The organism is Granulicella sp. dw_53 (assembly GCF_018449545.1).
Lineage (GTDB): Bacteria > Acidobacteriota > Terriglobia > Terriglobales > Acidobacteriaceae > Edaphobacter.
Window position 1 is genome coordinate 504,417 of record NZ_JAAVUR010000003.1, and the last position, 13,065, is coordinate 517,481.

10 protein-coding genes are annotated in these 13,065 nt (G+C 61.3%); 6 read left to right on the forward strand and 4 right to left on the reverse strand.

What is annotated here, in order from left to right; translation table 11 throughout:
* Positions 1-36: 36 nt before the first annotated feature.
* Positions 37-1,644: an AsmA-like C-terminal region-containing protein gene (locus HB393_RS07330; RefSeq protein WP_255550881.1), complete on the reverse strand. Its 1,608-nt coding sequence runs from the start codon at positions 1,642-1,644 to the stop codon at positions 37-39.
* Positions 1,645-1,866: 222 nt separating this feature from the next.
* Here HB393_RS07330 and HB393_RS07335 point away from each other — a divergent pair, with 222 nt between their 5' ends.
* Both HB393_RS07335 and ligD read left to right on the forward strand, forming a co-directional pair.
* Positions 1,867-2,799 carry a Ku protein gene (locus HB393_RS07335; RefSeq protein WP_213804489.1) on the forward strand — a complete coding sequence of 311 codons (933 nt, stop codon included), beginning with the start codon at positions 1,867-1,869 and terminating at the stop codon, positions 2,797-2,799.
* Positions 2,800-2,805: 6 nt separating this feature from the next.
* Positions 2,806-5,637 carry a DNA ligase D gene (ligD, locus tag HB393_RS07340; RefSeq protein WP_213804490.1) on the forward strand — a complete coding sequence of 944 codons (2,832 nt, stop codon included), beginning with the start codon at positions 2,806-2,808 and terminating at the stop codon, positions 5,635-5,637.
* A 15-nt stretch (positions 5,638-5,652) separates the two neighbouring features.
* Here ligD and HB393_RS07345 read toward each other — a convergent pair whose 3' ends face one another.
* Positions 5,653-6,129, reverse strand: a complete 477-nt coding sequence (locus tag HB393_RS07345) for a GatB/YqeY domain-containing protein (protein WP_213804491.1) — start codon at positions 6,127-6,129, stop codon at positions 5,653-5,655.
* A 177-nt stretch (positions 6,130-6,306) separates the two neighbouring features.
* Between HB393_RS07345 and HB393_RS07350 the strand changes: the two genes are divergently transcribed.
* Both HB393_RS07350 and HB393_RS07355 read left to right on the forward strand, forming a co-directional pair.
* On the forward strand, positions 6,307-7,488 hold the full coding sequence (locus HB393_RS07350) for an alanine--glyoxylate aminotransferase family protein (protein WP_213804492.1): 1,182 nt from the start codon (positions 6,307-6,309) through the stop codon (positions 7,486-7,488).
* 198 nt (positions 7,489-7,686) lie between these two features.
* A complete protein-coding gene (locus tag HB393_RS07355; RefSeq protein ID WP_213804493.1) occupies positions 7,687-8,460 on the forward strand; it encodes a glutaminyl-peptide cyclotransferase in 774 nt (257 codons plus the stop codon).
* Between the two features lie 38 nt (positions 8,461-8,498).
* On the opposite strand, the gene ligA is transcribed toward HB393_RS07355, so the two are convergent.
* Together ligA and HB393_RS07365 are read right to left on the reverse strand one after the other, a co-directional pair.
* Positions 8,499-10,676: an NAD-dependent DNA ligase LigA gene (gene ligA / locus HB393_RS07360; RefSeq protein WP_213804494.1), complete on the reverse strand. Its 2,178-nt coding sequence runs from the start codon at positions 10,674-10,676 to the stop codon at positions 8,499-8,501.
* Positions 10,677-10,706: 30 nt separating this feature from the next.
* The gene (locus HB393_RS07365; protein ID WP_213804495.1) at positions 10,707-11,216 is read right to left on the reverse strand and encodes a hypothetical protein; all 510 of its coding nucleotides are present in this window, start codon (positions 11,214-11,216) and stop codon (positions 10,707-10,709) included.
* A 57-nt stretch (positions 11,217-11,273) separates the two neighbouring features.
* Between HB393_RS07365 and HB393_RS07370 the strand changes: the two genes are divergently transcribed.
* Together HB393_RS07370 and HB393_RS07375 are read left to right on the forward strand one after the other, a co-directional pair.
* Complete coding sequence (locus HB393_RS07370) at positions 11,274-12,344, forward strand: metal-dependent hydrolase (protein ID WP_213804496.1); 1,071 nt, start codon at positions 11,274-11,276, stop codon at positions 12,342-12,344.
* A 124-nt stretch (positions 12,345-12,468) separates the two neighbouring features.
* Positions 12,469-13,047 (forward strand): DUF6580 family putative transport protein, encoded by a 579-nt coding sequence (locus HB393_RS07375; protein WP_213804497.1) that lies wholly within the window; start codon positions 12,469-12,471, stop codon positions 13,045-13,047.
* The last annotated feature ends 18 nt before the right edge of the window (positions 13,048-13,065 follow it).

Here is a 13,065-nt window from a genome sequence, read left to right on the forward strand (position 1 = left end):
AACGCGCCAAACCTGGCTGCCCTTCCCTGCAAACCCTTACTTTCCTTTGTTCGCCTCATCCTTATGGTGCAGGTCCAGTCCGAACTTAGGCTCAGACTTCGTCCCCGTAATCTTCACCGGAATCTCCGATCCGCCTTGCCCATCTTTCCCCTTGAAGAACGGGTCCACCGGCTTCAGCAACCAGGACTTCCACCTCGAAGCCACCATCTGCGAGACCTTCGCGTCCGTCCGCACCTTCCCATGGAAATCGAACTCGTTCCCATCCAGCGAGTACACCCCCGCCAGTTGAACCTTCGCTCCAGGCAATGTGTACCCCAGGTTCGAGAACGTCAGCCGCCCCGCATTCATCGTGAACTGCCCCTTCATCTCCGACTGCACGTCCTCCGCACCCGGTTTGGCCTCTTTCGGGTCCCCCTGGGCTCGCAGGCTCAACATATCCACCTTGTCCTGCACCTTTTCATTGGTGAAGTGAATCTGCCGCATCGTGAACGCGCCCTTCAGCGCCATCTTTTGCGACACGCTGACCTTCCCCGGGGGGATATAAAGCCGGGTCTTCGTGCTGAAGCCGCCCGTCACCAGCACTGGCTGGGTCTTGACCGCCAGCAGCAGAAAGTCCTGAATCCTTCCATGCGGCACATCCACAGTGATATCGATGATGTGCCCTTTGCCCTTCACGTTGACAACCATTCCTTTGGCCGACATGTCCGACCCGCCCAGCCGCGCATCCACTTGGTTTAGGTAGGTATCCCCCGTCAAGCCGTCCACCACCGCGTCGAACTTCGTATGCAGCGACATCGGATGGTTGGCTGTATCGATCGAAAAGTTCGGGATGTCCGTCGTCCCGTTGACTCCGATGCGGTTCAGTTGCCCCGTAAATTCACCCACCGACGACATCATTCCGCCGATGCCCTTGATCGTATTCATATCCGCGTTGTCGAACGTATAGTGACCGGTTACAGCCGAATCGCCCGGACTCTCCGTCACCCACGGCCCAAACGTCCCCTTGGCGTGAATGTCACCCTTCGGAATCGCATTCACCAGTGTCGCCTCGTACCGCCACGGCTCCGACGGACCCACGTTGTGCAGCTCAATTCTCTGTAACTCGAAGTCCTTGGGATCCTTCCCCGGCTTCAGAGTCCCGATGATCAGCCGCGAGTCGTCCACCACGATCTCATCCACCTGAATCTTTATCTTCCCCGCATGACGCTCCCGCTTCGCCCCCGCCTGGCGCTGCTCCTTCGGAGGAATGTTGATCGCCAGCCCCGAAACATGCACCGTCCCCACATGCATCGGCTTCAGGAACAGCCCTCGCAGCCCGGAATGGAACTCGAAGCTTCCAACCCCGATCAGCGGCTTATTCGCCCCCGCCGCCACCACGTCATCCGGCGGATAGATCCTCAACCCCTTCCCAGTCACCTCCAGGCCCCGCCCCAGCGCCACCTGAAAGTCGTCCAGCTCAACCTTGCTTTGAAACCGGGTGCTCAAAGTCTCGATCACACGGCCCTTCATAATAGGATCGGCCCTCTTGACCATGATCGTTCCCACCAGAGCCAGAACTGCCACTGCGATCAGCGCTGTAAACCCTGTCCACCACCAGAATCCGCGCCTCTTGCTCTCATGCGTCGGTACATTTTCGTTCGCCAAAATTTTCTCCCCAAATTTTGATGCACTACACATAAGAAAGATCAATCATCACAAGAAAGTACCTTGCAATGTCGTCTGTCGCTCACAACCGTGGGATGTTCGTAACTCATCAGTAAACTTTTCCCTAAAAGACCGATCGACAGTTGCGAAAACCATAAAACGCCGCTATGAATGGGCATCCCTGCTCTACCCATGCGCCTCCTATAGATTGGAGAAACTCCCATGCCACGTCCCTTCTGGTCCGGTCACATTCAGATCTCTCTCGTCTCCTTTGGAGTCAAACTCTTCCCCGCCACCGAGGCCAAGAGCGAGATTCGTTTCCACCAGCTCAGCCGCAAGACCGGTGAACGCATTCACCACCAGAAGGTCTCCGGCGACCAGGGCCCCATCGAGAAGGACGAGATCGTCAAAGGCTACGAGTACCGCAAGGGCGAATACGTCACCATCGAGCCCGGCGAGATCGAGAACCTCCGCATCCCATCCCGCCATACCCTCGAAGTCACCCAGTTCGTCGACCTCGAAGAACTCGACCCCGAGCTCTTCGAGAAGCCCTACTTCGTCGTCCCCGACGGCGACCAGCAGACCGAAGCCTTCACCGTGGTCCGCAAAGCACTCCAGTCTACCCACAAGGCAGCCCTCGGCAAGATCGCCTTCGGCGGTCGCGAACACCTCGTCGCCATCTCCGCCCCACCCGAGGCCAAGGAAGACACCGTCGAGACCCGCGGCATGATGGCCTACACTCTCCGCTACGCAGAAGAGCTTCGCAAGCCCTCCGACTACTTCTCCGAGATCAAAAAGACCACCGTCGACGACGACCAGCTCTCCCTCGCCAAAGAGCTCATCAAGCGCAAAGCCTCCAAATTCAACCCCGAGAAGTTTAAGGACGAGTACGAGGCCGCCCTCAAGGCGATGGTCGAAGCTAAGGTCAACAACGCCCCCATCCCCACCGACGAGCCCGCTCCCCGCTCCGCCAAGGTCATCAACCTTATGGACGCCCTCCGCAAGAGCGTTCAGCCCGAAGCCGCCTCCAAAAAGGAAGAAGCTACGGCAAAGAAGAAGGCTCCGACAAAGGCCACCGAAGCCCAGAAGGGCCTCAGCCTCGTCAAGACCGCCAAATCTGCCGCCAAATCTCCTCGCCCCCGCAAGTCGGCATAAATATCTATGGCCACCGCGAAAAAAGTCCCTACCACAACGGCGAAGAAGACTTCAACCAAAAAGATCGCCCCCGCGAAGAAAGCCTCTCCAGCCAAAAAGTCCGCCGCCAAAAAGCAATCCAACAGCGCCTCGGACGCCATCGACGAACAACTAGCGCGCTACCGCTCCATGCGCGACTTCGACATCACCGCCGAGCCCAGCGGCAAGTCCTCCGCTTCAAAGTCCTCCGGTCAGCAACTTCCCTTCGTCATCCAGAAACATGCCGCCTCGCACCTCCACTACGACTTCCGCCTCGGCTGGAACGGCGTCCTCAAGAGCTGGGCCGTCACCAAGGGCCCCAGCTACTTCCCCGGAGACCGCCGCCTCGCCGTCCAGGTCGAAGATCACCCTATGGAGTACGGCGGCTTCGAAGGCATCATCCCCGCCGGCCAGTACGGCGGCGGCACCGTCATGCTCTGGGACAACGGCACCTGGGAGCCCCAGCCCGGCCACACCGACGTCGACGCCGGTCTCCGCTCCGGCTCCCTCAAGTTCACCATGCACGGCACCAAGATGAAGGGCAACTGGACCCTCGTCCGCATGGGCGGCAAAGCCGCCAACGAGAAGAAGCCCAACTGGCTCCTCATCAAAGAGCACGACGGCTTTGAGCGCGGCAAGGACGACCCCGCCATCACCGACGAGGCTCCCAACTCCGTCGTCACCGACCGCACCCTCGACCAGATCGCCGCCAACGAAGACCACGTCTGGAACTCCAAAGAGACCGCCAACCCCAAGGGCAGCGCCTGGTTCCGCCAGGACACCAAACAACCAGCAGCCGAAGCGCAAAAAACCGCCCAAGCCAAGCCCCCAAAAAACTTCACCCCCAACCTCAGCAAAGCCCCCAAAGAACCCCTCCCCAAGTTCATCGCCCCCCAGCTAGCCACGCAAGCCACCACCCCACCCGCCACCTCCGGCTGGCTCCACGAACTCAAACTCGACGGCTACCGCATCCAGGCGCACCTCAACAAAGGAAAGGTCGAGCTCCTCACCCGCACTGGCCTCGACTGGACCCACCGCATGAAGACCATCGCCGCCCAGGTCGCCGCTCTGCCAGCCGAGTCCGCAATCCTCGACGGCGAGGTCGTCGTCCTCTCCGAAGACGGCACCACCAGCTTCGCCGACCTCCAGGCCGCCTTCCAGGAGGGCGTCAAAAAGCCCCTCACCTACTTCCTCTTCGACATCCTTCACCTCAACGGCCACAACCTCCGCAACCTCCCCCTCATCGATCGCAAAGCCATCCTCGCCGGCCTCCTCGCCAACCCCGGCGAGTACGTCCAACTCTCCGAGCACCTCGAAACCTCTGGCGAAGTCATGTTCCGCAAAGCCTGCGAGCTCCACGCCGAGGGCATCATCTCCAAACGCGCCGACGCCCGCTATACCTCCGGCCGCACCTCCGACTGGCTCAAGCTCAAATGCATCCACGAGCAGGAGTTCGTCATCGGCGGCTTCACCCTTCCAGCGAAAGGCCACGCCGGCCTCCACGCGATTGGCTCGCTTTTACTCGGCTACTATGACGCCGCCGGAAAGCTCATCTACGCTGGCCGCACCGGCACTGGCTTCACCTCCAAGACCCACAGCATCATCCGCACCCAGCTCGAAAAGATTCGCCAACCCGCGAATCCCTTCCACAACCCACCCGCCGAAGCTCGCCGCGGAGCCATCTGGGTCACTCCGAAGCTCGTAGCCCAGGTCAACTTCGCCACCTGGACCGCCGACAACCTCGTCCGCCAGGCATCCTTCAAGGGCCTCCGCGAAGACAAGCCCGCAGCCGAGGTCCGCCGCGAAGAGCCCAACCCCCAACCCCGCGGCGTCAAACACCCCGCCGCCAAACATGCCTCCCACGCCACCAACCCAGCCATCGCCGCCAAAGCAGCGACCAAAGACGCTCTTAAATCCACCGCTCCAGCCAACATCCGCCTCACCCACCCCGACAAGATCCTCGACGAAGAATCCCGCCTCACCAAGCAGCAGCTAGCCGACTATTACTGGGCCATCGCGCCGCACATGCTGCCCCACATCACCGGCCGCCCGCTCTCCCTCGTCCGCTGCCCCGAAGGCTCCACCCAGCCCTGCTTCTTCCAGAAGCACGTCAACGCCATGCTCCCTCCCGGCATCGAGTCCGTCGACGTCCCCGACAAAAAGACCGGCAAGCTTGAGCCCTACATCACCCTCTCCACCGCCGAAGCCCTCACCGGCCTCGCCCAGATGGGCGTCCTCGAAGTCCATCCCTGGGGCTCCCGCAATGAAGATCTCGAACACCCCGACCACATCATCATCGATCTCGACCCCGACGCCTCCATCCCCTGGAGCACCCTCGCCGACGCCGCCTCCGAGGTCCGCAAGGCCCTCAAAAAACTCGGCCTCGAGACCTTCCTTAAATCCACTGGCGGCAAAGGCCTCCACGTCGTCGCCCCCATCCAGCCCGAGTACGCCTGGCCCACCGTCAAGGACTTCGCCCACGCCGTCGTCCTCCAGCTTGAAAAGGCCCACCCCAGCCTCTATCTCACCAAGATGTCCAAGGCCGCCCGCAAGGACCGTATCTACCTCGACTACCTCCGCAACGAGCGCGGCGCCACTGCCGTCGCGGCCTTCTCTCCCCGCGCCCGCGCCGGAGCCCCCGTCTCCCTGCCCCTAAGCTGGAACGACCTCAAACTCGAAGACCGCCCCCTCTTCCACGTAGCCGACTACCCCGCCTGGAAGCCCCGCCTCTCAAAGGATCCCTGGAAACAACTCCCCCAAACCAACCAGAGCCTCACCCCCGAAACCCTCGCTCAGTACAAAATCACAGACACCAAATAGCCTGAGCTTCTGAGCCTAATCCCTGGAGAGCTCCGCCTTCACCAACTCACTCACCAGCTTCCCATCTGCTCTCAACCCATTCGACAGAATCCTCTGCTGAACGACCTTCATCGCCGCGCCCATATCCTTCGGTCCCGGCTTCGCCCCGCCATTCGCCGTCGCCAGATGCGCCACCGCCGCGACCACAATCGCACGAATCTCATCTTCTCCAGCGGCCTGCGGCAGATACCCCTCGATCATCCCTATCTCTACCCGCTCCTTCTCCGCCAGCTCCGGCCTGTCGCCCTTCGTAAACGACTCCACCGACTCCCTCCGCTGCTTGATCAGCGTCGTCAAAATCTGGCTCTCCTCAGCATCCGTCAGCGCCTCGCGCTTATCGATCTCCTTGTTCTTCAGCGCCGACTTCACCATCCGCAACGTCGTCAACCGATGCTCATCCTTCGCCTTCATCGCCGTAATAATGTCCGCCTGAATCTTCGTTCCAATACTCATCGCCACTCTCTCTTTCTTACTCTGAAACACCCATTATAGAAAACACCATAAGCCCACTCTTCGCGAACCACCCACCCCGCAACCCCTACCGTCTTCACGAGACAAACAAAAAATCGGTGTCATCGGCGTTTATCGGTGTTAAGCCTTCCCCCACCTCACCCCATTACAATAATCAATATGATTCGCAAAACCCGCCTCTTCACACCCGGTCCGACCCCACTGCTCCCAGCAGCCCAGTTCGCAATGGCTGCCGCAGACATCCATCACCGCACCGCCGAGTTCCGCGCCCTCTTCACCCGCGTCCTCTCGCAGTTGAAGGACTTCGTCGGCACCAAGAACGACGTCCTCGTCCTCTCCAGCTCCGGCACCGGAGCCATGGAAGCCGCCGTCTCCAACCTCACCAGCCCCGGAGACCGCGTCCTCGTCCTCACCGCCGGCAAGTTCGGCGAGCGCTGGTCCGGCATCACCAAGGCCTTCGGCTGCGAGGTCGACGTCGTCTCCGCCCCCTACGGCAGTACCTTCACCCTCGAGGCCGTCAAGGCCGGACTCAAGCTCGAGACCCGCGCCGTCTTCGTCCAGGCCACTGAGTCCTCTACCGGCGTCCGCCACGACATCGAAGGCATCGCCAAGCTCCTCAAGAGCGAGCACTCCGAAGCCCTCCTCATCGTCGACGCCATCACCGGCCTCGGCACCACACCCCTCGACATGGACGGTTGGGGCGTGGACGTCTTCATCGGCGGCTCCCAGAAGGCCGTCATGATTCCCCCAGGCCTCTCTTACCTTGCTGTCAGCCAGCGCGCCTGGGACCGCATGGAAGCCACCTACAACCCGCGCTACTACTTCGACCTCCGCAAGGAGCGCAAGAACGCCGCAAAGGGTGAGTCCGCCTACACCCCCTCCGTCGCTCTCATCGCCGCCCTCGGTGCAGCCCTCGACTACATCGCAGGACAGGCCGAAGGCGACCTCGTCGAAGGCCGCAAGAAGCTCGTCGACAACGCGGAGACCTGCGCCGCCATGACCCGCGCCGCAGCGACCGCCCTGGGCCTCAAGCTCTTCGCGCCCGTCGGCTTCGAAGCAGCAGCCGCCACAGCCATCGTCCCGCCGACCGGCGTCGACTCCGGCATCATCGTCAAGGGACTACGCTCCAAGTTCGCCGCCATCGTCACCGACGGCCAGGGCGAGATGAAGGGCTCCCTCTTCCGCATCGCCCACATCGGCTTCTTCGACTACATGGACACCATCGCCATCATCGGCGCACTGGAACAGGTAGCCATCGCCGCCAACCTGCCCCTCCCCAACCTCGCCTTCGGCACCGGCCTCATCGCCGCCCAGAAGGTCTACGCCGAACGCAACAAGTAAGTAATAAACCAACCAAACCGAATAAAGCCGGGTGCCCCACCTTCGCGACAGTCTCATCGTCGCGAAGGTGGGCATCGAGCGAAGCTCGACCGTTTTCCTTCCCTAGCCACAAATCCCGCAGTCCGTCCTTTACCCGTCACCGCCCAGACAGTGCCACACAGAAACAACCAACCTTCCAGGTAAACCAGGTAAAGTTCGATGCCCCTGCCCAGACTCTTCCGCACCAAGCTCGCCCTCCTCCTAACCCTCACCCTCCCCTGCCTCGCCGCCCCCGTCGAACACTACAAGATCATCCACAAATACCCTCACTCCACCGACAGCTACACCGAAGGCTTCTTCTACCTCAACGGCCTCTTCTACGAGGGCACCGGCCTCACCGGCCACTCCGCCATCCTCGTCACTCAGCCCGAGACCGGTAAGCCCGTCCAGCAGCTCGAACTCTCCCCCCAATACTTCGGCGAAGGCATCGTCGACTGGGGTCCTAACCTCATCGAATGGACCTGGCAGACCCACATAGGCTTCGTTTACGACCGCTTCTCCCTGCGCCAGATCGCTCAGTTCCACTACCAGGGCGAGGGCTGGGGCATGACCCGCACCGCCAAAGAACTCATCACCAGCGACGGGACGGATACTCTTCGCTTTCGCAACCCGACAACCTTTGCCGAGACACGCCACATCGTCGTCAAAGACGGCGGTCGCTCCGTAGACCAGCTCAATGAGCTCGAATACATTCACGGCGAGATCTACGCCAACGTCTGGCACTCCGACCGCATCGCCCGCATCTCCCCCCTCGACGGCCACGTCATAGCCTGGATCGACCTCACCGGCATCCTCCCCGACGACCAGCGCGTCAACGCCGAATCCGTCCTCAACGGCATCGCCTACGACCCCAAAGGCGACCGCATCTTCGTCACCGGGAAACAGTGGCCGACCATCTTCGAGATCAAAGTCCTTCCCACCTCAAAGCCCTAACCCCACTAGCCCAATCCCAAGTATTCCGCAGACGAGAGTCAGGTGGTGATGCCATCTTTTAGCAAGGCGAGGAAGGCGGCTTCGTCCAGCACAGGGACGCCTAAAGAATTGGCCTTGTCCAGCTTGGAGCCGGCCTCTTCCCCCGCTAAGACGTAGCTGGTCTTCTTCGAGACAGAGCCGGAGACCTTGCCTCCAGCAGCTTCGATCTTCTCTTTGGCGACCTCGCGGGTGAGGGTAGGCAAAGTGCCCGTAAGGACAAAGGTGAGGCCGGCAAAGGTAGTCCCGCGCTCGCGACGCTCTGAGGTGAAGGTGAGACCGGCTTTGCGGAGGCGCTCGATGAGGGCGAGGTTGGTCTTGTTGGAGAAGAAGTCGCGGATGGCTTCCGCGACCTTTGGGCCAACGTCGTTGATGCGAGTGAGAGGGTCGTCTGCCCCTTCGGCGGGCGCTTCCGTCGCGGCGATGAGGGTATCGAGAGAGCCGAACTCATCGGCGAGGGTCTGGGCGGTGCGCTCACCGACGTGGCGGATACCGAGGCCAAGCAGGACGCGGTTAAGAGGGGCGGACTTGGAGCGCTCGATCTGAGCCAGGAGAGAGTCGGCCGATTTTTCGCCGATGCGTTCCAAGGTCAACAGCTGGGCTTTGGTGAGATCGTAGATGTCCGCGATGGAGTGGACCAGAGCGTCCCGGGTGGGGGTCTCTGCTTCCGTAGGTTCGTCGGGCGAGACGGTGGTGGTGCTGTCGATGGCGTGGCTGGCAGTCTGTTCCTGCTCGGCCAGGGTGTGGCCAAGCAGTTGAGCGATGAGAGCTTCGCCGAGACCCTCGATGTTCATGACGCCACGCGAGGCAAAGTGGCGAAGCTCTTCTTCGAGGCGAGCCGGGCAGCTTACGTTGACGCAGCGGAGATCGACCTCGCCCTCTTCGCGGACCAGGGCGGTCTTGCAGCGGGGACAGTTTGTGGGAAAGACGATGGCTTCAGAGCCGCGCGGATGAGCCTTGTCTTCGACGACCTCGACGATCTTGGGGATCACATCGCCGCCGCGCTCGACGGAGACGAAGTCGCCGATGCGAACCCCGAGCCGGGCGATCTCATCGGGGTTGTGGAGGGTGGCGCGGGTGACGGTGGTACCGCCGATGGAGACGGGCTGGAGCTCGGCGACGGGAGTGATCTTGCCGGTGCGGCCGGTCTGGAAGGCGACGCCGAGGAGCTGGGTGATGCCGGCGCGGGCAGCGAACTTGTAGGCGATGGCCCAGCGAGGGGCTTTGCCGGTGAAGCCGAGCCGGCGCTGCTGGGCGATAGAGTCGGCCTTGATGACGACGCCGTCGATCTCGTAGCCGAGGGTGTCGCGGAGCGGTTCGGCGTCGTGGATGAACTTGAGCACGGCGTCGATGTCGTCGACGGCGCGAGCGTATTTGTTGACCCGGAAGCCAGCAGTACGAAGGGCCTCGAGAGTGGTGGACTGTTGAGGAAGAAGGGTCTCGCCGTCGCGCAGCAAGAAGTAGGCGTACATGTCGAGACGGCGCTGGGCGACGATGTTGGGTTCGAGTGTGCGGATGGTTCCGGCAGCGGCGTTGCGGGGATTGGCGGCGGGTGCGAGACCCTGGGTCTCGCGTTCCTGGTTGAGCTTAAGGAAAGCTGCCTCAGGCAGCACAACCTCGCCACGGACCTCGAAGGTCAGGGGAAGGCCAGCGGCGGCTAGCTTTGCTGCGTCGATGCTAAGCGGGACGGAGCGGATGGTGCGGACGTTGGAGGTGACGTCTTCGCCGATCGTCCCGTCCCCGCGAGTGATGCCGCGTTCGAGATGAGCGGAGCCCTTAGGCCCAGGCGCATAGTGAAGCGCAAGAGAAAGACCGTCGAGCTTGAGCTCGCAGACGTACCGGACGGTCTCGGTACTGGGGAGAGCGTCGCGGAGGCGCTGGTCCCAGGCGCGCAGCTCGGCCTCGTTATAGGCATTGTCGAGCGAGAGCATGGGCCGTGAGTGAGGGGTCTTGATGAAGCCCTCTTTAGGCTTGCCGCCGACGCGCTGCGTAGGCGAGTCGGGAGTAATGAGGTCGGGGTGCTCGGCTTCCAGCGCCTTAAGCTCGTTCATCAGAGCGTCGTACTGTGCGTCAGTCAGGACGGGCGCGTCATCGACATAGTAGAGATACTCGTGGTGGGCGATCTCGTCGCGCAGGGTGTGGATGCGCTGTTCGGGAGATTGAGCCTTGGTTTGCGGCATGGCTATGAGTATATGAGGGCAGGCTGTGCGTTAGGGAAGAGGCTGAAGGGTGGGCGGAGTCCAGGTACGGCGTGCCTCGATGGAGGCGACGACGTCGAAGTCGTAGAAGCGGCGTAGAAGATCCCGCTGCGAGGCGAAGTGCTGGACAGCCATGGTGGAGAAGGCGACACGATTTAGAGACGGATGTTCGCGCAAGAAGGCCGCGAGCAGTTTGATCCAGAGGACGGTGACGGTCTCGTGATAGCCGCTAGTGGGAGTGTTCTGGCCGCCAACAGCGAGGTTATAGGCGCTGACCCTGGAGCGCATCCGGTCAATAGCGGCAGACTCACCCAGGACGTGGACATAGCAAGCGCCAGTGAGGATATGGGCGGCATGCGTCCAGCGTTGCTTGGGCAGCGTGCCATCCTCGAAGGCAGCAAGGAAGATGCTGAGTGCCGGCTCGGATTCGGGCAGAGATTCGGGTAGGCGGTCGGGCATGACGGAGTGAGAACAAAAGAGCGGTGTGCTTTGCACAATACCCACCCGTGGCAAAAAGCGCAAAGAACGACATCCGCATCTGTGACGAATGGAAGAGAGAGCTACGGGTATGCTGGTGCCATGGATCCAATCACGCACTTGATGACGGGGGCCTGTCTGGCGCGGGTGGGCTTCAACCGCAAGGCCGCGTATGCGACGGTGGCGATGACCGTGGCGGCGGAGCTGCCGGACATCGATACGCTGTGGGGAATCGCCGGACCTATCGCCAAATTTCAGCATCATCGGGGTTGGACCCATACGTTTTTGGGGCTTCCTGTGGAAGCAGCCGCAGTGGTGGGGGTGGCCTGGCTCTGGCATCGATGGCGAAGTGGCCGCACGAAGCAAGAGAGCCCTATCTCCAAGAGGAGTTCTGACGCGCCGGTCCACTGGGGATTATTGTTCGGATTTACGCTGATCGCACTGTTAAGTCATCTCCTGCTGGACTGGGCGAATGCTTATGGACTGCGGCCGTTCTTTCCGTTCAATCTGCGCTGGTACGCCGGATCGGTCTTCTATGTTGTTGAGCCGGTATTGCTTACCCTGCTGCTGGTGGCGCTGATTGCTCCTTCCCTCTTTGGCCTGGTCGGGAGCGAGGTAGGGGCTAAGCAGTCCCATTTTCGAGGACGTGGTTGGGCGATCGCCGCACTGCTTGGAATGGTCGCATTGGCGGGCTGGCGGACGATCGAAAAGGAAAAAGCCCTGCAACTGACGGAGGCGGAGGACTTTGGAGAAGGAGTCGCCAGGGTCTGGGTGAGTCCCTATCCGATCAACCCTTACCAATGGCATGCCGTCGTGGAGATGCCGGAAAAGTATCAGTTGGCAGTAGTAGATACGCTCCACGGAACGGTCACGAAGAGTCCCGGAGACATCTTTTACAAGCCGCCCACCACGATTGCCACATTGATCGCAAAGCGAAGCTGGTTGGGTGAGGTCTATCTGGACTGGTCGAAGTTTCCGCTGGTCTCGGAGACGGCCCAGTCGCCCGATCCCGAGGATCAGGGCCTGACTCAGGTTACGCTTCGGGATCTGCGAGTCATGGTCGACACTCCCTTCATAAAAGGACGGTCGGGGGAGTCGCTGGCAGGATCGGTTCTGATCGACGGGGACCGCAAGGTGGTGAAGATGGAATTTGAGGGGAAGGTACAGCGGTAGCGCGCGAACCCACTCCTGAATCGGTTGACCCAGAGGGCCAGAAAGACAGAGAATCAAGGTTGACGCAGTTTGATATGCGAGATTTGGACTCTGTTCCGACTTGCGCTCGTCTTTCGAGGTTCCCATGGCCGCCTATCTTGTACTTCTACTCGCTGTCCTGAGCCGCATCCTTCCCCATTCCTTTGGCACAACCAGCGTGGGCTTTACCGCGGTTGGCGGAAGTCTGCTGTTCTTTGGCGCACGGCGCAGCCGCTGGCAGGCCGCAATCGCGGTCCTGGCGATGATGGCGACAGACTACTATCTGACGGTGTTCGCCTACCACTATCCGTTCCATGTGAGCGCGTATGGGGTGACCTGGCTTTGGTATGCAGCGGTTTGCCTGGTAGGACACCAGATGTTGGCGAACAAACAAACGGACGGCAAGACGGCTGGCCCCTCGATGCTGCGGGTTGCAGGCGCGGTGATGGTCTCGTCGACCTCGTTCTTCCTTCTGAGCAACTTCATGGTGTGGGCGGGAAGCGCAATGTACCCGCACAGCGCCGCTGGACTGGCGGCCTGCTATGTCGCCGCCATCCCCTTCTACGCAAACGATGTAATTTCGACAGCAGTGACGGCAGGCGCGTTGTTTGGCCTGCCCGCGCTGGCCAGAAGCATCTCCGACAGCGTGCACGAAGCGCAGGCGAATCGGTTACCGCTGGCCTAGACCGCTTCGAAAGAATGA

What these genes read in the sequence shown, in the direction of transcription:
- HB393_RS07335 (WP_213804489.1), top strand. Translation starts at nt 1,867, where the DNA reads ATGCCACGTCCCTTCTGGTCCGGTCACATTCAGATCTCTCTCGTCTCC.
- ligD (WP_213804490.1), top strand. Translation starts at nt 2,806, where the DNA reads ATGGCCACCGCGAAAAAAGTCCCTACCACAACGGCGAAGAAGACTTCA.
- HB393_RS07345 (WP_213804491.1), bottom strand. Translation starts at nt 6,129, where the DNA reads ATGAGTATTGGAACGAAGATTCAGGCGGACATTATTACGGCGATGAAG.
- HB393_RS07350 (WP_213804492.1), top strand. Translation starts at nt 6,307, where the DNA reads ATGATTCGCAAAACCCGCCTCTTCACACCCGGTCCGACCCCACTGCTC.
- HB393_RS07355 (WP_213804493.1), top strand. Translation starts at nt 7,687, where the DNA reads ATGCCCCTGCCCAGACTCTTCCGCACCAAGCTCGCCCTCCTCCTAACC.
- ligA (WP_213804494.1), bottom strand. Translation starts at nt 10,676, where the DNA reads ATGCCGCAAACCAAGGCTCAATCTCCCGAACAGCGCATCCACACCCTG.
- HB393_RS07370 (WP_213804496.1), top strand. Translation starts at nt 11,274, where the DNA reads ATGGATCCAATCACGCACTTGATGACGGGGGCCTGTCTGGCGCGGGTG.
- HB393_RS07375 (WP_213804497.1), top strand. Translation starts at nt 12,469, where the DNA reads ATGGCCGCCTATCTTGTACTTCTACTCGCTGTCCTGAGCCGCATCCTT.